The organism is Echinimonas agarilytica (assembly GCF_023703465.1).
Taxonomy (GTDB): Bacteria; Pseudomonadota; Gammaproteobacteria; order Enterobacterales; family Neiellaceae; genus Echinimonas; species Echinimonas agarilytica.
Genome location: NZ_JAMQGP010000002.1, coordinates 14,862 through 38,460, shown reverse-complemented (window position 1 = coordinate 38,460; position 23,599 = coordinate 14,862). Strand labels below are relative to the sequence as shown.

The 23,599-nt window shown below is 44.5% G+C and carries 22 protein-coding genes and 1 tRNA gene; 5 read left to right on the top strand and 18 right to left on the bottom strand.

From position 1 onward, the window contains the following. Window positions 1-7 precede the first annotated feature (7 nt). The gene (locus NAF29_RS04490; RefSeq protein WP_251260304.1) at window positions 8-946 is read right to left on the bottom strand and encodes a chemotaxis protein CheV; all 939 of its coding nucleotides are present in this window, start codon (window positions 944-946) and stop codon (window positions 8-10) included. A 128-nt stretch (window positions 947-1,074) separates the two neighbouring features. Between NAF29_RS04490 and flgA the strand changes: the two genes are divergently transcribed. The 5 genes from flgA to pheA all read left to right on the top strand — a co-directional run bounded on the left by flgA (window position 1,075) and on the right by pheA (window position 4,749). Next, complete coding sequence (flgA, locus tag NAF29_RS04485) at window positions 1,075-1,794, top strand: flagellar basal body P-ring formation chaperone FlgA (RefSeq protein ID WP_251260303.1); 720 nt, start codon at window positions 1,075-1,077, stop codon at window positions 1,792-1,794. An 81-nt stretch (window positions 1,795-1,875) separates the two neighbouring features. Next, window positions 1,876-2,229, top strand: a complete 354-nt coding sequence (gene flgM / locus NAF29_RS04480; RefSeq protein ID WP_251260302.1) for a flagellar biosynthesis anti-sigma factor FlgM — start codon at window positions 1,876-1,878, stop codon at window positions 2,227-2,229. Next, window positions 2,229-2,651: a flagellar protein FlgN gene (gene flgN / locus NAF29_RS04475; protein ID WP_251260301.1), complete on the top strand. Its 423-nt coding sequence runs from the start codon at window positions 2,229-2,231 to the stop codon at window positions 2,649-2,651. Before flgM ends, flgN begins: the two co-directional genes overlap by 1 nt. A gap of 381 nt (window positions 2,652-3,032) precedes the next feature. Next, window positions 3,033-3,332: a ribosome hibernation-promoting factor, HPF/YfiA family gene (gene hpf, locus NAF29_RS04470; RefSeq protein ID WP_251260300.1), complete on the top strand. Its 300-nt coding sequence runs from the start codon at window positions 3,033-3,035 to the stop codon at window positions 3,330-3,332. Between the two features lie 247 nt (window positions 3,333-3,579). Continuing rightward, entirely contained in the window at window positions 3,580-4,749 is a 1,170-nt protein-coding gene (gene pheA, locus NAF29_RS04465) for a prephenate dehydratase (RefSeq protein WP_251260299.1), read from the top strand. On the opposite strand, the gene NAF29_RS04460 is transcribed toward pheA, so the two are convergent. The 17 genes from NAF29_RS04460 to NAF29_RS04380 form a co-directional block, all read right to left on the bottom strand. Beyond that, on the bottom strand, window positions 4,746-5,798 hold the full coding sequence (locus tag NAF29_RS04460) for a hypothetical protein (protein WP_251260298.1): 1,053 nt from the start codon (window positions 5,796-5,798) through the stop codon (window positions 4,746-4,748). The genes pheA and NAF29_RS04460 overlap by 4 nt on opposite strands. A gap of 114 nt (window positions 5,799-5,912) precedes the next feature. Further along, window positions 5,913-8,993 (bottom strand): efflux RND transporter permease subunit, encoded by a 3,081-nt coding sequence (locus tag NAF29_RS04455; protein ID WP_251260297.1) that lies wholly within the window; start codon window positions 8,991-8,993, stop codon window positions 5,913-5,915. Next, window positions 8,990-10,090: an efflux RND transporter periplasmic adaptor subunit gene (locus NAF29_RS04450; RefSeq protein ID WP_251260296.1), complete on the bottom strand. Its 1,101-nt coding sequence runs from the start codon at window positions 10,088-10,090 to the stop codon at window positions 8,990-8,992. Before NAF29_RS04450 ends, NAF29_RS04455 begins: the two co-directional genes overlap by 4 nt. 3 nt (window positions 10,091-10,093) lie before the next feature. Next, the gene (locus NAF29_RS04445) at window positions 10,094-11,167 is read right to left on the bottom strand and encodes an efflux RND transporter periplasmic adaptor subunit (protein ID WP_251260295.1); all 1,074 of its coding nucleotides are present in this window, start codon (window positions 11,165-11,167) and stop codon (window positions 10,094-10,096) included. 262 nt (window positions 11,168-11,429) lie between these two features. Further along, window positions 11,430-12,677, bottom strand: coding sequence for a hypothetical protein (locus NAF29_RS04440; RefSeq protein WP_251260294.1), 1,248 nt, complete (start codon window positions 12,675-12,677; stop codon window positions 11,430-11,432). Window positions 12,678-12,773: 96 nt separating this feature from the next. Beyond that, entirely contained in the window at window positions 12,774-13,226 is a 453-nt protein-coding gene (gene rimI / locus NAF29_RS04435; protein ID WP_251260293.1) for a ribosomal protein S18-alanine N-acetyltransferase, read from the bottom strand. Further along, on the bottom strand, window positions 13,216-13,638 hold the full coding sequence (locus NAF29_RS04430; protein ID WP_251260292.1) for a DNA polymerase III subunit psi: 423 nt from the start codon (window positions 13,636-13,638) through the stop codon (window positions 13,216-13,218). The genes rimI and NAF29_RS04430 overlap by 11 nt, the downstream gene beginning before the upstream one ends. Window positions 13,639-13,698: 60 nt before the next feature. Further along, complete coding sequence (gene cobA / locus NAF29_RS04425) at window positions 13,699-14,460, bottom strand: uroporphyrinogen-III C-methyltransferase (RefSeq protein ID WP_251260291.1); 762 nt, start codon at window positions 14,458-14,460, stop codon at window positions 13,699-13,701. A 21-nt stretch (window positions 14,461-14,481) separates the two neighbouring features. Further along, window positions 14,482-15,582: a CmpA/NrtA family ABC transporter substrate-binding protein gene (locus NAF29_RS04420; RefSeq protein ID WP_251260290.1), complete on the bottom strand. Its 1,101-nt coding sequence runs from the start codon at window positions 15,580-15,582 to the stop codon at window positions 14,482-14,484. Beyond that, window positions 15,572-16,204 carry an ANTAR domain-containing response regulator gene (locus tag NAF29_RS04415; RefSeq protein ID WP_251260883.1) on the bottom strand — a complete coding sequence of 211 codons (633 nt, stop codon included), beginning with the start codon at window positions 16,202-16,204 and terminating at the stop codon, window positions 15,572-15,574. The genes NAF29_RS04420 and NAF29_RS04415 overlap by 11 nt, the downstream gene beginning before the upstream one ends. Window positions 16,205-16,504: 300 nt before the next feature. Beyond that, window positions 16,505-16,581: transfer RNA gene (locus tag NAF29_RS04410), tRNA-Trp, on the bottom strand. Between the two features lie 73 nt (window positions 16,582-16,654). After that, window positions 16,655-18,559 carry a polysaccharide biosynthesis protein gene (locus NAF29_RS04405; RefSeq protein ID WP_251260289.1) on the bottom strand — a complete coding sequence of 635 codons (1,905 nt, stop codon included), beginning with the start codon at window positions 18,557-18,559 and terminating at the stop codon, window positions 16,655-16,657. Window positions 18,560-18,640: 81 nt separating this feature from the next. Next, window positions 18,641-19,816 carry a DegT/DnrJ/EryC1/StrS family aminotransferase gene (locus NAF29_RS04400; RefSeq protein WP_251260288.1) on the bottom strand — a complete coding sequence of 392 codons (1,176 nt, stop codon included), beginning with the start codon at window positions 19,814-19,816 and terminating at the stop codon, window positions 18,641-18,643. Next, on the bottom strand, window positions 19,809-20,444 hold the full coding sequence (locus tag NAF29_RS04395; RefSeq protein ID WP_251260287.1) for an acetyltransferase: 636 nt from the start codon (window positions 20,442-20,444) through the stop codon (window positions 19,809-19,811). The genes NAF29_RS04400 and NAF29_RS04395 overlap by 8 nt, the downstream gene beginning before the upstream one ends. After that, the gene (locus tag NAF29_RS04390; protein WP_349665553.1) at window positions 20,444-21,037 is read right to left on the bottom strand and encodes a sugar transferase; all 594 of its coding nucleotides are present in this window, start codon (window positions 21,035-21,037) and stop codon (window positions 20,444-20,446) included. Before NAF29_RS04390 ends, NAF29_RS04395 begins: the two co-directional genes overlap by 1 nt. Window positions 21,038-21,141: 104 nt before the next feature. After that, window positions 21,142-22,338 carry a polysaccharide biosynthesis protein gene (locus tag NAF29_RS04385; protein WP_251260286.1) on the bottom strand — a complete coding sequence of 399 codons (1,197 nt, stop codon included), beginning with the start codon at window positions 22,336-22,338 and terminating at the stop codon, window positions 21,142-21,144. Window positions 22,339-22,475: 137 nt separating this feature from the next. Then, window positions 22,476-23,591 carry a PilT/PilU family type 4a pilus ATPase gene (locus NAF29_RS04380; protein ID WP_251260285.1) on the bottom strand — a complete coding sequence of 372 codons (1,116 nt, stop codon included), beginning with the start codon at window positions 23,589-23,591 and terminating at the stop codon, window positions 22,476-22,478. Window positions 23,592-23,599 lie beyond the last annotated feature (8 nt).

The window sequence follows — 23,599 nt, the reverse complement described above, 5'->3', positions numbered from 1 at the left end:
TCTGATGTTATTTAGTCGCCGATAACGCTTGCTCAACGGCAGTTTGTACTGCTTCAGCAAGCTCGTCGGGATTAAATTTAGGAATAAAGTTATCAGCGCCAACTTTGGACACCATCGCCTGATTAAACACACCACTTAACGATGTATGTAAAATCACATGCAGTTTATTGAGTTTTGGGTCGTTACGTAACTCCGCACATAGTGTGTAACCATCCATCTCTGGCATTTCAATATCAGAGATTATTACCGGCATCCAATCATGAATGGGGTCGTGTGTCTCAGCCAGATTTCTTAAGGTTTCAAGCGCTTCTTTTCCGTCTCGAGCAAGATGGATTTCCATATTTAACGGTGTTAATGCGCGCTTAATTTGATTCCGAGCAACACTAGAGTCATCTGCAATCATGATGGCTCTGCCCTCGTTCGCAACAGCGGCTTTTTGGTCAATGATCTTTTCACTGACATCTGCAGAAATCGGAGCAATCTCATGAAGAATTTTTTCTACATCGAGAATTTCGACAAGTTCTTTTTCTATTTCAGTTACCGCTGTTAAGTAACTCGCTTTACCTGAACCTACCGGTGGCGGCTGAATAGACTCCCAATTTACATTAACAATACGTTCGACTGAGGAGACCAAAAAGCCTTGAGTAGAACGGTTATATTCGGTGATTACAATGAAGCAATTCTCAACATCTTGAATACGTCGACCACCTGTGGCCAAGCTCATGTCAATCACAGATATGGTTTGTCCTCGAATATGTGCAACGCCGCATATAAAAGGGTGACGTTTTGGCATAGAGGTTAAATTTGGGCACTGCAGCACTTCTTTCACTTTAAACACGTTAATGCCGTAGCGCTGCCGACCACCAAGCTTAAACAATAGCAACTCAAGACGGTTCTGGCCTACAAGTTGAGTACGTTGATTTACTGAGTCTAGAATCCCAGCCATGAATACAACCTCACTTCAATGCTAGAGGTGGCACGCAGTTTGCGTGACACCCTATTAAGTTTGTGTCTGCGTCATTGTTACGACGCCTTCAGCGTTTATACAGCATAGTTGAATCTATGGGAAATCGAATGAAAAATCCAAAAGGATTTAGCACCTTACTCACAATATTTGGAATAAGCGCCCTATATGCAACGTCATTTCAAAGTATTGCATCGGTTTCGCTCGATGATCTTCGATTGCAAGTGCGTCAATATATTGTCAACCAACTCGAAGAATCTCCAGAAACAAGATGGGAAGTTGAAGTAAGGGGACTCGATCCTCGAATCCGTTTAGATGATTGTCCTCAACCGGTAAGCTTTCGCATGACAGGCAAACGGCAAACCATCGGTCGCCAAAATACAATTCATGCGTCTTGCGTTAGTGAGTCGTCCGACACCCTTTGGTCGCTTTACATTCCAACGCAAGTCAAACGAATGGAACCCGCGATTATTACCAAGTCTGCGGTACAAGCAGGCACTATACTCGAAGACGATGATATCGCCATTGAGTACCGCGATGCGTTTGCTCTTCGTGGTGCTCACTACAATAATTTTGAACAAATAGTAGGAGCCCGCGTCAAGCACTCCATCAGTCCTGGCCAAGTGATTCGTAGTCGCAATTTATGCCAAGTATGCAAAGGCGAACAGATTATTATTGAGGCCGTAGGGCAGGGTTTAGTATTAAAAACTGAAGGGACAGCTTTATCTGATGGTATTGTGGGCCAAGCTGTACGCGTAGAAAATAAACGTTCGGGTCGAAAAATATCGGCTGTCGTCAGTGCGACAGGTCGCGTTCAGGTTAAAATATAAATTCTTATTAAAGTTTTTCTCTCAACGTCCGATATACTAAGGGAGTTAACATTTGTTTCTTTTTGATTGGGAATTATCACTATGGCAATTGATATTAATCGATTGAATGCTGGGCACAACACGCAAGTGAAAGGCAGCGAGTCTAAAGCGGTAGGCACCGCCAATCAGCAACAAACGCGTCAACTTGCCCAAACTCAATCTAACCAAACGAGCCAAGCTCAGGTTGTACCCAAGGATTCTGTGTCTTTAACACAGCAGGCGCAATCGTTAGGACAAATGCAACGGAACATGTCTACTTCAGATTCCTTCAATCAGGAAAAAGTCGCCCAAATTAAAAAAGCGCTATCAGAGGGTCAATACACTGTTGATTCCGAACGGTTGGCACAAAAGCTGCAAGATTTTGAACAAGAAATCGGTAACTATGTGAGCTCCTAATGAGTAACTCAGAAACAGCGTTAGACCTTCTAGGTCAACAACTGCAACGTTTAAACCAACTTCAAGAACTTTTGCTCGTTGAGCAAAAGATATTGTCTGAGCGAAAACTCGATGATTTGAGCGCCATTCCACCCAAAAAAAATGACATTCTGCGGCAACTTCAAGCCGGTGATCAAGCTCTTGCCGCATTTGACTTGAAAGCTCAACAATTTCAAAGGCACTTAGCAAAAGCTAAAGCTATGCTTCAACTCTGTAAACAGTTGAATGAAGACAACGGCAAATCGATCGCGCTAGCCATGACAAGCATTGGCCGTATTCACGGTGTTATGTCAAAAATTGGTCAGCAGGGTGCATCAACAACCTACACCGCACAAGGCGGAAAATCCCAAATTGGTTCTTCAGGGAACGTTGTGTCTGTATAAAAAACAGACAGGAATCTCAAATATATAACCTTTTTCAAAAAGTATTTGACAGGCGCAGCTGAACAATCTAAAACAGGTTAATTCTTAACCACTATAGATAATTTGGTTGTACATCATGCTCTTAATAATGATTCTCGCGACAGTACTCATATTAGCTGCACTTGAGTTCATGATTGGAATTGGATTAAGGCCTCGTAAACGACACCACAACCGGTTCTAGAAAAATCCATTTCAGCACTCATATTTTCAATAGATTTGCAGCGTTTCTCACAATATTATTGGGAACTTTCTTTCCCGTCTTTAGACTTGATCTAAATCACATTTTTCTTGAGCTTGAACCGTATTCTAAGGGTGTGGCAAACGAAAAAGGAATACACGATTATGATCGAAATTACCTGCAAAACTATGTCAGTCACCCCATCCATGAAAGAACATGTCTTACAAGCTTTTGAAAAGCTTAATCGTTTTGATACCGACCTATTTAACCCCCACGTCATCGTTGATAAAGATGGTCTCGATATTGTGGTGGAAGCACGAATAGGCATACCCGGTTCAGAATTGTTTGCCAAAGCTCAACATGAAGAATTTAACACTGCAACCAACCGCTTGGTTGACAAGCTAAAGCAGCAACTCATTCGTTACCGCGGCAAACAAACAGCGAGTCGCACCCAAGCTGCCTAACTCCCGTCAAGTGAGAGCACGAATAAAACTCGGCTCTCATGGCACTCTCAGTTGACATACGAGCCCTCAATCCCTTAGATTGGGGGCTATGAAACAAATACCTCCTCAATCGTTTAAGCATTTCTTTAGCTTCCCTTTGTCGGGACGGTGATGTTGGTTACGTTATAAAAAGAATCATCAGAGCCTCCCTTGCATGGGAGGCTTTTTTATTGGCTGTATAAATAGATTGCGGCACAGAGGGAATCAGATGTCTTCGCCAGACCTTAATCAAGTAAGAATCGACATATCTTCAACTGATAGTCAGCTCCTAGAGTTACTCTCTAAACGCCGCAAGCTCAGTATTAATGTTGCACAAAGCAAACTTGCAACGACCAAGCCCGTGCGTGATACCGAACGTGAGCAACAACTCTTGGTCAAGCTCATCGAGCAAGGCAAAGCACTCAATCTTGATGCGCTATATGTCACCCAAGTCTTCCATAGCATCATTGAAGATTCTGTTTTGCTACAGCAAGCTTATTTGCAAAACCACATCAACCCTGAAACTGTGGCACATAAAGTACGCGTGGCATTCTTGGGGCAACAAGGTTCCTACTCTCACTTAGCTGCTCAAAAGTATTTTGCAAGACGAGCCGAAGAAGTCATTGAGCATGGCTGTGCAAGCTTTAAAGAAATTATAAATACGGTTGAAAGTGGCAGAGCCGATTACGCATTACTCCCCATAGAGAACACATCTTCAGGCGGTATTAATGAGGTGTATGACATTCTCCAACACACCAGTTTGCATATTGTAGGTGAGTTATCAGTGCCTGTTGAGCATTGCTTACTCGTGGCAACGGACACTGAAGAACACAAAATTAAAACAATCTACTCGCATTTTCAGCCTGTCGCTCAATGCAGTGAATACCTCAGTACGTTGAACGATATCAAAATAGAACAAGCAGATAGCTCTGCCAATGCATTAGAGATCGTCTCGCAACTTCAACGCGATGATGTTGCAGCCATTGGTAATTCAGAGGGGGGGCGTTTGTATGGCCTTACCCCCATCCAAACCGGCATTGCCAATCAAAAACAAAACTACAGCCGCTTCATTGTTGTCGCGAGAAAACCTATTGATGTGGCAGCTCAAATTCCTGCGAAAACTACGTTTATTATGTCGGTGAAGCAACGTCCAGGTTCTCTGGTAGATGCCTTGCTCATTTTAAAGCAAAACAAAATTAATATGTGCAAACTCGAATCGCGCCCTATTCCCGGAAACCCATGGGAAGAGATGTTTTATGTCGATGTAGAAAGCAACGTTGACAGCGACAACATGAGAAATGCACTGAAAAATCTTGGTGAAATCACCACATTTATCAAAATTTTAGGCTGTTATCCGAGTGATGATATTAAACCAACTAACCCCACGGTTGACAGCTAAGGCCTTCCGTTCGTTGTTTCTGCCCGCGCCTTTGGTTTAGATTGGATCAGCCACAGGCGCTCTGAAAAGTGACCTATCGCCCACAGACTTAAGCCCAACACGGCAAAGAACACCGTTTTACTCCAGTGAAACCAAGCTAACTCAATAAATCGTGTATAGATATTCAATAACACAAATAAGATACCCACCTGACTCAGTACAGAGTCATGGCACTTTAGGCCTGCGACCAGAACCATAAATGCAACACCTACCGCTACGACCCACCAAGGCCAGAGCTCTAAAGTGCCAAAAAGAGAGGTGTCCTCAGAAAGTCCTGTGAACGACATTACCCAAAGCGCGACTAAAGCCAACACGGCCGAAAAGTGGCGAGAAATCAATTGAAAACCCAGGGTACGATGGGATGTTTGCCAGAACGATAACACTGTAACTAAACCGCCTAGAAGCACTAATCGCAAAGCTACAGACGTTGCAAATGAAGGTAAAAAGCCACGTTCAACATCAGATAGATTCAACGCAAATAGAACCGTCAACATGACTAATGTAGTACTCCACAAAATTTGAGAGCCAAACACATACGACATGGCTGCGTATAACAAGACGAGCAGCAACACGTATGGCCTTATCATCAATTCACCATAAAAGCTCTGTATGCCAAAGTAGGCTGAAGTACTAAGAAACATGGCAGAAATGACGATAAGTGTTTCAAATGTGAGGCGCTGCCGAGGAGATAGCTTGGCAAAGTATTTTGCCCCCATCAACAAGCTCAAACCAAATCCACCCGAGACCGCTGCCTTCGACAGTTCGGTTGCATTGAAAATGCGTTTAATCAGAGCCATAAGCCAATCATCAAGCACCAACGATACCAAGGATATAGCCAATGACAGTAAGGCTGCCCAGAGCATGTATTGAGCAAATCGATGCCAGTCAAAGCCCGCTACTTCGATGGACTTTTCGCACTGATCACGCTGTTGTTCCGACAGGAACTCAGATTCAGCCCACTCGCTTAATGCCCTTTTCAGTAATCTTTTTTCTTTCGCTTTTATTTTCATAAGGGGTAAAAATATACCGGTCCAATTGATGTCACACTCAATTCAACCCAATATCAGTCACAGAGCAACTCATAAAAAAGGCGCCGTAGGCGCCTTTTTTACAAACAGTCACGATTAGTCTTTGCCTTCAATATCTGCCAGTGGCCGGTATTTAACACCATGGAACATACAGAACAACACAGGAACGATAATCAAGGTGAGTATCGTTGCCACTCCCAAACCAAACATCACAACGGCAGCCATAGACTCGAAGAAGGCATCGATCAGCAAAGGAAGCATACCTAGAATGGTTGTAATTGCGGCCATACATACAGGGCGAACACGACTCACTGCTGAGTCAAATACAGCTTTGTAGGGTTCTTTGCCCGAAGCCATCTCAATGTTGATTTGATCTAGCAATACAATACCGTTCTTCACCAACATACCCGATAGACTTAACATGCCCAATAGGGCCATAAAGCCGAATGGTTTACCTAGGATTAGAAGGCCGCTCACAATACCGATCATCGCAAGAGGCACACAGGCCCAAATCACTAATGGTTTTTTCACTGCATTAAACAAAAACACAGTGATTAAGAACATAAATAAGTAACCCATTGGCAACGTGGCAAACAACGCTTCTTGAGCATCTTTAGAGTCGGAATACTCGCCTCCCCAGTCCAACACATAACCCGATGGTAGCTCAATCGCTTCGATATCGTCAATCACACGATTGCGAAGCGTTGTGGCTGTTTCACCTGAGCTAAAGTTCGGATCCATCATCACTGTGATCATCCGCTTGCGATCTTCACGTTGAATAATCGGGTCTTCCCAAATTACTTTGTAACCATCAACCACTTGTCGCAATGGAATCATTTGCTGAGCCACTGGTGACCACAAACGAATACCTTCGAGTGCTTGTGCTCGCTCTTCCTTAGGCAAACGAGCAACGATTGGAAGCAATGAAGTACCTTCACGATACAAACCAATGTTAAGGCCCGACAAATTCATTTGTAGCGCATCATCAACATCAGCCTTAGTAATGCCTAATCGTCGCGCCTGTATTTCATTGAACTGAGGCTCCAATATTTTGGTGCGTTCTCGCCAATCGTGACGAACATTGACCGTTCCGCCGGCATTGTAAAAGACATCCATTGCGCTTTGGGCAAGATGTCGCAAGACATCCGGATCGGGTCCGATGAACTTCGCTTCAACTTTAGCAGACGGTGATGGGCCAATCTCGAGTCGCTTAAACTTAGTCATCACAAACGGATACTCAGCATCCAGCATTTGCTGTGACTTAGTCATCATTGGCATGACTGCTTCAAAATCTTCCACACGAACTAGCAATTGAGCATATGCTGCATAAGCGCGCTCACCTTCGTAGGTCAGCATGAATCGTTGTGCGCCTTGCCCAATGGTTGCTGTTACATTTTGAACTGACTCTTGTTGTAACACCCATTCTTCCACTTCACCCGTCACTTCTTGTGTATAGCGAATGTCAGAACCTTCAGGCAACCATAAATCAATGAGGAAAATGGGAGTTGTTGAAGGGGGGAAGAACGATTGCTTTACAAACCCATACCCCCAAATAGACAACATGAAAGCACCAACAACTAAAGCAACGGTAAGGCCTCTGAAGCGCATGCATAAGTCTAAAAAGCCTTTATAGAAAACAAAGATCGCTCCTTTATAGGGGTCGTCTTCCTCATCACTGGTTTTTTCGCTCTTTTCTGTCTCATCAAAAAACATATGAGCAAAGAAAGGTGTCAATGTAATTGCAGTAATCCAGCTCAAAAATAGAGAGATTAATAGAACCCAGAATAAACTTCCTGCAAATTCACCGGTACTGTCGGGAGACAAGCCAATAGGTGCGAACGCGGCAATTGCAATAATCGTTGCACCAAACAATGGCCAAATCGTTTGTCCAACAATATCTTTGGCAGCCTCGAGTTTGGTCATTCCCCGTTTTTGCCCTATCAATATGCCTTCGACCACCACAATGGCATTATCCACCAGCATCCCTAGAGCAATAATCAGCGCCCCCAATGAAATACGTTGGAGGTCAATCGCAAACCACTTCATCACCAAGAAAGTACCCATCACGGTGAGGAAAAGAATCAAACCAATAAGTAAACCAGATCGCAACCCCATGAATACCAGAAGAACCACAACAACAATGGCTACGGCTTCCAACAAATTCAATGCAAAGGCTGCAACTGATTTGTCCACTTCTTTCGGTTGATTGTAAATGGTACCAACTTCAATCCCCGCTGGGCGGAATTGATCCAATTCAGCTAACCGAGCATCCATGGCTTTACCGATTTCAACAACGTTGACACCATCAGCAAAAGAGACACCAATATTAATCGCTTCTGCACCATCAAAATTGATGATGTTGGTTGGAACTTCTTGATACCCTTTTGTGACCGTAGCAACGTCTTTCAAGTAAATCAGTTTGCTTGAACCTTCAGATGTAATAATAAGATCTTCAAGTTCTTTAACGGACTTAAATTCTCCGGTGGGATGAAAGCGAATGTATTCATCGCCAATACGAAGTGCTCCGGCCGGTTGTACCGTATTTTGGGTAGTGAGCATGTTATACACATTGTTAGGATTGAGTCCCAATGCGGCTAACTTGTTGAGCGACATTTCAATAAAGACTTGTTCCTGCTGCGCACCGGCAATCGCAACCTTAGCGACCCCCGGAATCAGTTCAATTTCACGCTTGATGAAATCAACATAATCCATCAGATCTTTGTAGCTGTACCCCTTACCTGTAATAGCTAGCATCACACCATATACATCACCGAAATCATCAATGATATTGGGCTCACCAACACCTGGCGGTAAATTCGGTTTGAGGTCGTTCACCTTGCGACGGAGTTCATCCCAAATTTGTGGCAAATCGTCGGGGCCGTAGGTATTTTTCATGGTCACAGTGATTTGTGACAAACCTCGGCTGTTAATAGATTTAATCTCGTCCACATAAGGCAGCGTCAAAATCTCTTTTTCAATTGGATAAGAGACTTCCTCCTCTACTTGTAGTGGTGTTGCCCCGGGATATGCTGTCAGAACCAACGCATCTTTAATGGTAAATTTAGGATCTTCTAAACGTCCTAACTCTGTGTATGAAACCGCACCGCCTACCAGAAGGATGATCGTAAACATCCAGCTGATAACTTTATTCTTAACAAAGTACTCAGCTACACTCATGATGCGTCACTCCCTTCCTTTTTAACGATTACTTGCATCCCATCTACCAAATAATTTTGTCCTCGAGTGATGATCATATCGCCCTCGGTCAAGTCACCACTGACTTCTAACAATTTACCTTTAACACCACCAACAATGACACTAATCTGCTCTACGGTATTATCTGGTTTTAAGCGCCAAAGCACACGTTTTCCAGTCGTTAGATCAATTGAATCTGGCACCAACACTGCTTCGCCTGGCACCAGAAAGTTTTCTTTAAACTGAAGGTTTAAGCGGCTCATATCTAATTCAATACTGCCCGCCATTCCTTGCAGTGCAGGTTTGTTAGTGAGCAGCGGCATCTCTAAGATCAGCTTGTAGGTTTTCTCCGTTGCAGATTGCTCCGCAGTATGTTCAATGTATTTTGCCTTGAAAGTTTCTCCCCGATAGCTATCGAGTGTCACATCAATGTCCAAACTACGGTTTTCAGTTTCATCTTCAGATCGGCGAGCGGTGGCAACAACGTAATCTGGTAAATCAATGGACAGTTCAACTTTATCAATGCGATGCATCTCAACAACACTCGCTCCAGGCTGAACTGTTTCGTGATTTTCCAGCACAACCTTGGAGATAATGCCGTCAAACGGTGCGACCAAATCTACATAAGCAAGATTAGTCTTTGCAATGTTATATTCTGCAAGAGCCATACGATATTGAGCTTCAAGCTCGTCATACATACTCTTGGCCATATTGCCTTGAGCAACCATGACTTTAGAGCGCTCCATTTGCACTTTGCTTAAATCAACTTTGGCCTTGCGATCTTGGACAGCGAGGGTGTAATTGGTTGCGTCCAAGGTTGCCAATACCTCTCCTTGTTTCACTTGCTGACCATTTTTAACCGGAAGCGTGGCGATCTCTCCAGAAATTCGGAATCCTAAATGCGTTAAATCTTTTGCCCGAACAACAGCTGGAAATGTTTGGACATCACTATTATTTCGTTGGGGCAGTTGAATCACTTCAACCAAAGGCGCTTTGACGACGTGTTCAGGCGCATCGGAACAAGCCATTAAGCCTAAACAAGAGGTGCACAATGCTCCCCAAAAAATTGCTTTTTTCATGTGTTATAGCCCTCGTTCCTTGACCCAATGCTTCACCACTTGGCCATCTTTTAATTCTTGCGTACCGGTTTCGACGATAACCTCACCATGTTTGAGACCAGAAACCAGCCCTCCTTCATCGTTCAAGCTAACTTGACGCTGACTAATGCGCTGAGTGGAAGAATCAACAACCCAAACATAATCTTTACCCTCGACTTCAAAGGTGCTGTTCTCCGGTAACTTCGGAGTCCGCACCCGATCGCCAGTTGCCAGCGACGCGGTCACAGCTGCAGACATCCCTGCATATAAATTAATAGAGCCGGGGTCGGGAAGTGTCAGCGTTACTGCAAACGATGCAGTGTCAGGATCAGCGACCGTACTCACTTCTTTCACCGTTGCTTTGTATGTTTCTGTTGGGATAGCAGGAAATTGAACTTGAATATCGCTTTCGACTTTCTCGTCATTATTGGCTTGACGTGTCCGAGAAATGATCTCAAAAACACGTTCTGGAACTTGCACAATCACATCAACATTGGCATCCGTATGCACAGACAATACTGGAAGCTGGGCTTGTACATATTCAAAATTTTCGTGATAGGTATTAGCCACGACACCGTTATACGGTGAATACAGACGGCAATAATCGACTTGCGACTTTGCGTTGTCTAAATTTGCTTCCGCCACTAATAGATCGGCTTTTGACTGATCAAAGTCTTGTTGAGAGATTAAAAAGTCTTTCACTAAGGCCTTAGCACGTGAATGTTGGACTTGCGCAAGTTCGTAAGCAGCTTGTGCATTGTCAGACTCTAACTGGTAAGTCGTATTGTCCAACTCAACTAACAACTGACCCGCTTCAACTTGCTCACCCGATAAAACATGATATTTGGCAATTTGTCCTGGCACTCGAAAAGCAAGTACAGCTTGATCACTGGCTTGCACTTCTCCAGGAAATTGATGAACAACTATATCGTCCAGTTCAACTGTATACAGTTTGACAGGCCGAACTATTTCCTTAGTTTCGACTTGCGGGTCATCACTACACCCCAACAAGTTTAACGCCATCACTAAGCAGCCAACTCTGGCTAACCAATATTTCATTCCATGGTCCTCTCGCGCTTCATCTATTCACGGCTAATAATGCAAAAAATTCTATATGCCATAGAAATTTAGTTCATATTGGTGCTTTTTGTTATGAATATAGTGTGGATTTGTTAAAGCATTCGCTATTCTCTAACTTCATAAGGCTAAACTGTTCAAAAATAAGCCAATCTAGGCTCTATCTTGATAGCTTTCAGCATCATAGCACTAAATTTTCTAATATTTTTTACTGCTACGTCAGAACACCTTTGTGTGCTGCCAATTAGTCTTCAACCACATCGTTCCATCGGCAGCTCGCATGTCCTTCTGAATTCAACAATGCGCCATTCAATCCAAAAGCAATCACATCCAAAACCTTCGTATCTGAAAAGTAACCTTTATGGGCTGTCATAGGTTCTGCCAATTCAGTCATTCCCAGAATGTTGATAGGAACCGCAACCTGAGTGACCACGTTAATAAGTGATGGACACAATCGAGCATCAACAAATTCATCAACAAATGATTGTGGCACCGTGTAGCTAAAAATATCATTGGGATCGGTAATCGAGATAAGTTCTAAATCTCTCACTAAGCGCTTATCAAAATCAGCCGAATGAGCTGAACAGTAATCTCGCTCTTGATGGAACTCATTGGGAGCTGTGCGGCCTAGCTGCATCAACTGCAACTGATTCGACAGCATAAAAACAGGCAGCCGTCGTTCTTTAAATAGAGGCTCAAACGATGCTTTATTGACGGAAGTCTCTGCGTTGTCTTGAAGGACATCAATTACAACTCGACTCCCCATACTATGAGTAACGATGGCATAGTGGGTATTATCAGGTAGCTTATGTTGGTAATTTTCATCGCAAGGCACGGCTTGTTGAGACGTCAGTTGATTCCAATCTGCACGCAGCATCATGCACATGGTCTGACTGACCGCCCCTCGAATTAAGTCTCCTGTGGGACCCAAATAAATCATAGGATCGGAAGCATGCATATTCAGCATTTCTTTCAGTTGTTTATTTACGGCCACACGCTGATTTGTCATGGCTGACGATTCATCAAATGCCAATTGCATCTTATCTTGGCGAGTAATATCAACATAGCTCAATTCAAAGACCAACAGTTGCCGATTATTTTGCGCATTACGAAAACGAGTCACTGCGACTTTAGCCGATGGATATTCAACCCCGAGGCTTTTTCCCTGAGGTAAATCAATGCTCAACGGCCTCGCATCGACTCGCGTTAAACCAAGCCGCTCTGCGATAGAATAATTCATCGCATCAGCATAACCACTGCGATAATTACCTGCGCCATGAACCACCAGCAATCGTAACTCACGGATTTCATCAGGTTGTTGGTTTGACCAAGCCTTCTCAAGCCCTTCAAAAGGTCGTCCAAACACTTGACACTTGCGTTGGTACTCAACATTGTCTTGCTCCAGTACAGCTTCTGTAATGCCGCGAGCGATGCTTGAACAGCCTTGGAATAAAGGAAGTAAGAGGATTAGAAGTGTAAATCTGAGTAACATAAGTCAATCATGCGAAATGAGAATATTACTTCAGACTGTCATGTGACTATGACAATTAGATTGCAATACACAAGAGTAAAGCACCCCGCTTAAAAGCTAGAAAGCCTTTGCTAACACTAAGCCGTTCTCCTTGCCCCAAGCAGCTCGGTAGTAGTCTTTGCGCAATCCGACCTGCTCAAAACCAAATGATTCGTATAGTCCACGAGCTGTAGTGTTGCTTTCTCGAACTTCCAAAAAAAGCTGCTCCGCTTTTCTGTCACGGCACTGCTCTATCAAATGCTGCAATAAATGTTTGCCCAACCCGCGTCCTTGAAAAGCAGGTTTCACCGCCACATTATGTAAGGTCGCTTCTCCTGCAATAAATTCAGCAATATAGAATCCAACAATCTCTGTCTCACACTCAAGCACAAAACCAAAGTAACGATGATACTCCAGCGGCTCGATAAACATACTGCGTGGCCAAGGCGTGACTTGTACCCGCTCCTCTATCGCTGCGATTTGATCAATATCTGATGCGTTGTAATGTCGAAATGAAGGGTCAGGCGTCACGTCTAAATTCTTTGATTTGATTCCAAAGCGCTCCTTTGGCTTGCCTGTTTTGTTGCATAACCGAAAATGATTCAGATTCGACGATTTTGCAACTAGAAGGCAAGTTTGAAGTGGCTTTGTTCCCTACCAACCAAATCACGTCAAACTCATTACAAGTGTGTTGAAGTAAGTCTTCAATGGCGTGGAAGTAACGAAAATTGGTAAGTGGTAAATCAATCGCATTGGCAATTGATTTAAAGAGCAATTGGCCCGAAACCCAATCGTCTTTCGGTGCTATAACTGCAATCATCAAATCCGACGATCTGGGTGTATTCGTCTGAATACTTGCGGGGCACAATAGTTCACCAGCAGCTTTACGCTGCCAGCTACTCACCCCCATCGCATCAAGCAATTGCCATTGAGATTGATTCATAATAGTTACAAGGGTGAAGTGGAATTCACCCATCATACCGAATGCAGCACGCAAGTGGAATCACGCGACTTGATGCGTACACTCAGAAGACACCTGCTCAAGATGCTCGGCAAACAATACTGATTCACCAATCATGATCAGTGCTGGCGAAGGTAGCTCTGCGTCCGATACGCGTTGTGCCACGTTATTTAGGGTACCGATCACCGTTTGCTGCTGAGGCGTGCTGCCTTGGCTGATCACTGCAATTGGCATATCTGGAGATTGCCCCTGCTGCACTAATGTTTGAGTAATAGTGGCTAACTTGCTCAACCCCATATAAATCACTAACGTGTGATCGTGGCGGACCAACGCATGCCATTGTTCTGGGAGTTTTCCATCACTGCCATGTGCCGTTAATAAGGTGACTGCTCGCGCCACTTCACGGTGAGTTAAAGGAATACCGCACGAGGCAGCACAACCACTTGCGGCGGTAATTCCAGGAATCACTTCGTATTCAATCGAAGCTTCTCGCAGAGACATCATTTCTTCCCCGCCACGGCCAAACACAAAAGGATCACCGCCTTTCAGGCGAACAATTCGGCGTGGTTGCTGTGCAAGCGTTACCAACAAGCGATTAATGTCTTTTTGCGACATTTGCTTACACCCCTTCGCTTTCCCTACGTATATGTGCTGGCTGTCAGGTTTTGCATGCTCTAACAACTCAGGAGCCGACAAGCGGTCATAAACGATCACATCTGCTGTTTGTATCGCTTTTAATGCTTTTACGGTAATCAAATCAGGGTCACCCGGACCAGCTCCAACTAAACTAACAAAACCTTTCATTGCTAAAACCTTTAACTCGTATTACTGCATAGTGACTAACATTGGCATTTTGTGTCCTGCTATTGCAGGTAAAGCACTTCCCGATAACTTCTCGGCTTGCGCTAATGAGCCACTTTTAAAACAACTCTCGATGTCTTTCAGCGTAAGTTTATGAGGAGCTACGCAACTGTGCATGTGCGTGAGCAACCATTGCTGCTGTATCTCCGACAATTGATTGGCCAAGCGGCCATAAAATTCGTGAAAATTAGGAACAAGTATTTCCTCACCCAAACGATTAAGCACTAGCTGCCCAGAAATTGCAGGCTTTAATGCCGCCGGTGACAAGTCTAAATATTCCTGACGGGCCAACATCGCAACGGCTTTGTCATTGTTACTCGGATCAGACAACCAAGCACAAGCCCCAAGCACTGCGGCAAGTAAACGTTCGTATGTTTCTGGGTTTTCATCCACCCAAGCTTGTGACATACCTAGTACTTTTTCAGGTGTTTGACTCCATAGCTGTGCGCCTGTAGCAACAATCTCCGCAACCCCTTTCTGAACCGCTACAGAACTCCATGGCGATCCAACGCAAAACCCTTCAATTTGGCCACTTATTAAACTATCCACCATTTGTTCAGGCGGTAAAGTTACAATCTGCAGATCCGTCTCGGGATTAAGGCCTGCATAGCGTAACCAAGCATGTAATTGAAAGGTATGGACTGAATATGGGTGTACTGTTGCCAGCACAATCGGTTGTTTTCGATGTCGAACCCATTCCCCAAAGCTCTGAGCATTGACCATAGGATTGCTGCCAAGTTCCCCACCCAGCGCTCTCACCTGAGCACAGCAGCGTGAAGACATGGATATGGCATTGCCATTACAACCAAGGCTTAGGCTCATATCGAGCTTTTTCTTATGCCCCATCAGTCCGGAATGAATGGCTATTCCCAATGGCGCGAGCAACTGCGCGCCACTAATAGTACCCGCAACCAACTTGTCTCGAATAGCAGCCCATGATCGTTCACGTTGTAATTCAACGTTAAGATTATGGTGTTTATACAAGCCTAATTGCTCAGCAACAATGAGTGGGGCGCTATCAATCAAACGAACAAAACCCAACTTAATGGACGGATTAACGCTCACACCCAACCTCCTTTGTAGTTTCAACATCTGAAGTTTTCGGCAGTAAGTTTTCAATTAACTTGTCTGCAGCTTGCTCCAGCCTCCAGCGTTCTCTCATGGCTAAATCACGTAAATGTTTATGAGCTTGCTGCTCGGTTAGTTTCTGCGTTGCCATCAACAAGCCTTTTGCTCGCTCAATACGTTTTCGAACTTCAAGTTCGGCTTTACTATCTATCAGTGCCTGCTTAAGTGCCTGATGCTGTCTAAACTGCACCATGGCGAGATCAATCGCAGTTTTCACTTTATTTGGGTCAATGGCATGAGTCATATACGCACTCACTCCTGCTTCTACCGCCTGTTGCATAAATTGCTGACTGTCGTCTTCTGAAAACATCACAACAGGAATGGGATGATGGTTATTGACGAACGCAAGGCTTTCTAAAATATCTCTATCGGGAGAGTCCAACTCCATCAAGACGATATCTGGCATATGCAGACCGATTTGATGAAGTAATCCAGAGGCGTTGGGTAGATTGGCAACAACATCAAAGTTGTTGTCAATTAGCGTTGCTTCAACAAGCGCCGCTCGTTCAACTTGATCATCAACCAACATAATTTTGATGACAGACTGTTCTTCTTGCATAGCCACTATATTCTCTAATGCTTCATTGCATTGTTATGGGCAATTTGTAAAAACTCGTTGCAGAGCTTTTATCAATTAACTTCTTACACAATGACTCAGCAAAGAGCAGGCCAAAAATATAACCACCTGTTTTAAATGAATAATAATTAAAAACGCACCAACACAATGCACCAAGATAACGGCGGGAATTATTAGAATCAATAGGTATTGCACTAATATAGGGCGATCGGATTCAATAAAGAAGAAATTTATATGGTGTAGATACAAGAAACCCGGCGCAAGGCCGGGTCTACTTAAATTTGGCAGGGGCGGAGGGATTCGAACCCCCAACCATCGGTTTTGGAGACCGCTGTTCTACCAATTGGAACTACGCCCCTAGATAAGCGAGCAGGATTATAACGCACTCGATCAAAAGGTAAAGCCTTTTATTTAAAACCTTGTACTGATTGGTTAATTAACCGCCGCTAACTTGTCATCTGCACTGGAAACTAACGTCATTACCGGCTCTGATGGGTCATATGCTAAAGGAGCTTCGAGTAACACGCGCTTCACGGCTCGACTATCATGACGCAAAATAGCCGCCGATAATTTATCCAGTAAAGGTAATGTTTGTGACAAAGGCAATGAAAATTCATTCGCCGACATGATTCGAGGATGCTTGGTGTCAATCGTATCATCGCCAATAAGCAGCTCTTCATAAAGCTTTTCACCCGGCCTTAACCCGGTAAACTTCACTTCAATGTCGCCGCTGGTATTCTTCTCATCCTTAACAGACAAGCCCATCAGGTGAGTCATCTTGTAGGCTAACTCAACAATCTTCACCGGATTGCCCATATCCAACACATACACGTTGCCACCGCTGCCCATCGCACCAGCTTGAATCACCAATTGCGCGGCTTCGGGAATCGTCATGAAATAACGAATAATATCGGGATGTGTGACCGTAATTGGACCGCCGTTCTCAATTTGTTTCTTAAACAATGGCATCACAGAACCGCTCGAATCTAATACATTGCCGAATCGAACCATCACAAAACGAGTATTGTGTTTTCCCTCGGCAAGTGCCTGAAGCACCAATTCAGCAAATCGTTTGCTCGCCCCCATGACATTGGTAGGCCGCACCGCTTTATCCGTTGAGACCAGCACGAATGTTTCGACGTTACATTCAATCGCTGCCTCTGCCGCTGTTTTAGTTCCAAATACATTATTGTTGACGCCCGACATCACGTTGGCTTCAACAATTGGCACATGCTTATAGGCTGCCGCATGGTAAACAGTGTCCACACGGTTTTGCTTCATCACTTCGCGAACCAGTGTTTGATCTAATACCGAGCCCAATACGGGGACTAGTTTAGTGCCCTGAGCTTTTGCTTTTTGAGCTAGCTCAGCATCAATTTTATAAAGATTGAACTCAGACAATTCGAAGAAAATAAGAACCCTAGGTTTTTGGTCAATCACCTGGCGGCATAATTCAGACCCAATTGAACCTCCCGCCCCGGTCACCATAACAACCTTGTTACGAATATTTCGCTCAAATAGGTCCTGTATCGGTTGCACCTGTTCACGGCCCAACACTTCCACCACATCAACATGGCGCAAATCATCAATACGATGCTTACCACTGACGATGTCAGTTAAATGAGGCACTTGGAGTACTTCTAGCGCAAATGGTTCGATCTTGTTGATCAGATCACGCCGACGCTCTGCTGTGGTGCTTGGCAAAGCCAATAGTATTTTAATGTGGCCATGATGGCGTTTGAGCTTTTCCAACTGCTCGAAGCCGTATACATGCAATCCGAGTACTGACGACCCCACAAAACGTTGTTTTTCATCAATAAATGCAACGGGATGATAATCTCGCCCTGAATTAAGGGCGTTAACGAGTTGGCGGCCAGCCGAACCTACACCAAAGATAACCACCTTCTCTTTGTTGAGAGTTTTGTTTTGAACAAACGTTAAACTCAACAAACCACGGGGAATGCTCAGTAAACAAACCGAGAAAGCACCAAATACGATTGGAATTGATCGTGGAATAAATACGTCAGCAAACACACTCACAGCATGCATATAAGCGGATGCGATAACGACAGACATAATGGTTAAAAGCCATACGGAACCTGTCATAAAGCGTGTTACCGCTCGGTATACGCCTGAAAAAGACGAAATACCCAGCGCAATGACAATCGATGTCATTAAAACAATGAGCTGATCGGAATGAAGATTTGAGGAATCCCACCCCAGACGCAACCAAAAAGCGCCAACAAAAGACAATGCCATTGCAAAGGCATCGTATGCAATTACGACCACCTGCTTCGCTTTGCGTGGCATTTTATCTAAGTAATTAGTTATGATCATAGGTACAACTGTTCACGATCTTTAATCCAAATCTAACATTTTGGTTACTTTTTAACAACAACCGTACAGTCAAGAATTTGACTAAGGACTAACTTTTGTCAGAACTTGTTTGATCCCATCGCAAAACTTCCCTATTTCGCAGTCTTCTAACGTGGGATGAACAAGAAACATTAAACTCGTTTCGCCCAGTTCCTGTGCCATTTTCAAACGCTGTTCCGGCTGCAAATGACTCCCTGCAAATGCATCTTCAAGATACACTTCTGAACACGACCCCGAGAACGTGGGCACCCCAGCTTCATTCAACTCTGCCATTAATTGGTCTCGGCTGTATTGTGTCGATAGTTTCGATGGTTCAACAAACACATAATGTTTGTAGCACGCGTGCTCAATGTCATCTGGTAGATCTGGAATTCGAATAAATTCAAATTGTTTTAACGCGTCATTTAAAGCCTTGGCATGGCGCTGCCGGATTGAAGTCCATTGTGGCATTCGTTTTAATTGTATTCGTCCAATGGCAGATTGCATTTCGGTCAACCGCCAATTGGTACCAAATGAATCGTGCAACCAACGAAAGCCTGGCGGGTGTTGTGTGTTGTAAACTTTATCAAAGCTTTTGCCATGATCTTTAAACGCCCACGCTCTTTTCCATAAGGCTTCATCATTGGTTGTCACAATACCGCCTTCACCGCCCGTCGACATGATTTTGTCTTGGCAAAAAGACCACGCTGCTATATGCCCTAAACCACCCACTGAACGACCTTTGTATTTCGCTCCATGCGCTTGTGCGCAGTCTTCAACCACTTTAATCTCGTACGGTTTTGCAAGCGCTAAGATCTCATCCATATCACAAGGCCAACCGGCTAAGTGAACACAAACAATCGCCTTGGTCTTTTCTGTGATATGCGGCCGAATAGTGTCGGCTGTGATGTTTTGACTCTGCCGATCGACATCAGCAAACACAGGAATTGCGCCAGCGTTTACAATGGAACTCACTGACGCCAAAAACGTTCTTGACGTCACAATGACTTCGTCTCCTTCACCCAACCCTATCGCATGAAACGCTAAATCGAGTGCAACTGTTCCATTCGCTACCGCTACGGCATATTTACAATCACTGAATGCTGCAAACTCTTTCTCAAACTCCCGCCCTTCTTGCCCTGTCCAATAATTGACTTTGTTAGACAGCAGTACTCGTTGTACAGCATCGGCTTCTTCTTGAGTAAAGCTTGGCCACGGCGAATAAGGTGTATTAAGCATTGACGTTCCCTTGTTGAATTGCTTTAGCTGGCACGCCAACTAATGTTTGATGTGATTCTGTGGAGTGTAAAAGTACTGCGCCAGCGCCAAGCACACAATCGCTAGCCACGTTGACTTGTTGAATAATGGTGGAGCCGATTCCAATCCAGCAACGCGGGCCGATAGAGACAGCTCCCGCAAGAGACACGCCTGGGCAAATAATGCTGAAGTCTCCAATGACGCAATCATGATCAACCGAGCATGCTGTGTTTAAAATGGTACAGAGCCCAATTTGAGCATGAGGGTTTACTACCACTCCCGCACACACTAAAACACCTCGCTCTAACGTCACTGATGGTGAGATCACCGCTGATGGGTGCACCAAAGTGGCTAGTGGCAAACCAGCCACGTCCAATTTTTGATACCAAATTTCTCGACTTTGGCAACGACCCATAGCAATAAAGAACTCACTGTTGGACTCGAATTGTTTAAACGAATCCAATGTTCCAACCACTTCAGTATTCGCAACCAAACTGCCGACAGGGTGGAAATCATCCAAAAAGATATATTCTGAATAACGCCCTATTTGTTGGGCAACATCCAATACAACTTTGCCATGCCCCCCGGCACCTAGAATCACTAATCGCATTATCGGTTGCCCTCGAACTTCTCCATAGTCGCAGATGTGTCACTACTAATGTCAGAGCGCTTCACAATCTTGTACGCGGTAAGAAACAAAACTTTAAGATCGAGCCATAAGGTTTGATGGCCAACGTACCACACATCAAGCTCGAACTTCTGTTGCCATGAGATCGCATTTCTACCATTCACTTGAGCCCATCCAGTAATACCGGGGCGAACTTCATGTCGGCGCATTTGTTCGGTGCTGTATAGCGGCAAATATTCCATTAGCAGAGGGCGCGGGCCAACGAGACTCATTTCGCCTTTCAGCACATTCCATAATTCCGGCAACTCGTCCAAACTTGACGCCCGAAGCAATTTACCAAATGACGTGAGACGAACGCTGTCTGGCAACAATTCACCGTTTTCATCTCTTTCATCAGTCATACTTCGAAACTTATACATTTTAAAAGGCTGGCCGTTGAGCCCCGGACGCACCTGACAAAAGAGAATGGGTCCACCCAATTTGTAGCGAATGAGCAGCGCCAACACAATCATCACAGGCCACAATGTCAGAACCATTAGGACGGTCACAACGACATCAAAAATGCGTTTAATCACTCAGTTACTCCAACTATATATGGCTACGACATCCTGTTGTTCGTCGCCGGCAGTGCGTTTCATAATAACAATCTCGACTCTATTGTCGACTCGGCCCTCGATGTTTAACGCCGAGGTACCACCAGCTTATATCGGACAAGTGACCGAAACAGGCCAAAAACACCAATGGCTTGAATCACGTACACCAAACCAAAACCAACAAACAGTCCCTCTAGCCCATAGAGCTTAAAACCCGTTAAACATAACACGAGTGATAGCAACACCATGGTGCTATTGAATATGGCCGGATAATCATACCGATTAGCGGCCATTAAATAGTGGTTACCTGCTGACGCGGCAACTTGAAAAACTGAAGCAGCTAAGGCTGCGTAATAGACCCAATGCAAAGATTCATAAGCCGACCAATCAAGCCCAAATAAACGCATGTAAAAAGCAGCGATGTCACCATAAGCCAATATCATACATAAGGCTGCATATAAGCCTGAAGCCATAAATACCTTGATACTAAAGTCGCCAATCACTCGAAAATCGCCTTGCTGCAATCGAATGGAGAAATTTCGAAGATCCTTTAAACACACAAGGTTCACTAACAATACACCGCCCATACCGATAAATGCAGAGCAGGTAAATATTGCAATGGCCTCAGAATGTTCGGTTACATCCATCAAATATTTAGGCATGTTGATTTGAACCGCCAGCAATACCGCGGTAATGCCCGCCATCAAAGACGGCGCAAGCGTTTTGTTGGCGCTTTCGCTCGCCGCCTTGAAATCAAATTTTTGGCCAGACATACGCCATGCTAAAACGACCCACACAATGGCCAAGAATTGAAGACCTTCAACAAAAAAACCAAGCGAGGCAAGATAGATAAACGGCGCCAACAACAAAAGCTTGAATACACTGTAGAGCAACAAGGTTTTGTCACCTGGCGCATTGTCGTGAGGCTGACGTTTAACGTGCTGAACGGTGACTACATCTCCAATCAACTCCGAAAGTTTCAACAGCAATACGGTCGCGCCAACGACGGCAGCTGGCATAATACTGGCACACAGTAACAGCAGTAAAATCGCGAATGCGATTATCAATAAACGTATGGATAAAAAGCCGGAAATAGAAACTCCGCGAATGGTTAATGCGGAATTTTTATGAGGCACAGCAACGAGTAGCGCAATTGGAGCAGCAATTGCCGAAGCAACCGAAAAACTTGCAATATCTGAAACGGAACCATAGTTCCCCAACAGAGAAATACACAAGATCGGCAAAAGCACGTATGTGCCTTGGTTAATAAGAAGCGCAATCATACAGCAGCGTATTCACTGAGAATAAGTTGCCCACCAGTTTAACAAATTGTGTTCAATGAAAGAGAAAGTGATTAAAGAATTTGAGAGATGAGTGATTCATAGCGGCGAATCACTCACAATATACCAACGTTCAGAAGTTAATCCATATCAATGGATACGCCATCGAGCACGCCTCCTTTGCCCTCTTTTTCATCGGCCAATTTGATCATCAACCTTAAGTCATTCGCTGAATCGGCCGCATGCAAAGCATCGGCATAGGTAATGTCGCCACGTTTAAACAACTCATACAAGGCCTGATCAAAGGTTTGCATTCCTTGCTCTTTCGACTTCGACATGGTTTCTTTGATGCGATGCACTTCTCCACGACGAATTAAGTCCGACACATGCGGCGTGTTGATCAACACTTCAATCGCGGCTTTACGGCCACTTCCATCTTTTGTTGGCACCAATTGCTGAGCCACAATAGCTTTTAGGTTCAACGATAAGTCGAACAGCAGTTGGTCCTGCATTTCTTTCGGAACCAAATGCAACATTCTGTCCAATGCTTGGTTAGCATTATTGGCATGCAATGTAGCAATACAAAGGTGCCCTGTTTCAGCAAACGATAGCGCGTACTCCATGGTTTCGGAGGTGCGAATTTCGCCCAGCATAATCACGTCCGGCGCTTGACGTAAACTATTCTTCAAAGCCGAATCAAAGCTCGGAGTATCAATGCCCACTTCGCGCTGCGTGATAATGCACTGGCGATGCTCATGCACAAACTCAATCGGATCTTCAATGGTTAGAATGTGACCCGATGTTTTTAGGTTTCGAAAACCCAGCAAGGCCGCAAGCGATGTAGATTTGCCCGTTCCAGTTCCGCCCACAAATAAAAATAGGCCACGTTTAGACAAAATCACATCTTTTAGAATCGGCGGAAGTTGCAATTCATCAGCATCGGGAATTTTGGTTTCAATTCTGCGGATCACCATCCCCAAGTGCTCTCGCTGGCAAAACACATTCACACGGAAACGCCCTACATCATTCAAAGCAATAGCAAAGTTGCACTCATGGGTTACTTCAAACTCGGCGCGTTGTGTGTCGTTCATGGTGTCATGAACAAGACGCTCTGCATCTTCTGAGCTCAGTTTATTTTGATCCAATGCCGCTAAAGAGCCATGTGCTTTCACGCTAACCGGCACACCTACGGTCACAAATAAATCAGAGCCTTTGCGCTCGACCATTTGTTGCAAATAGGGTCTCAACAGTTCCATGGTGATTC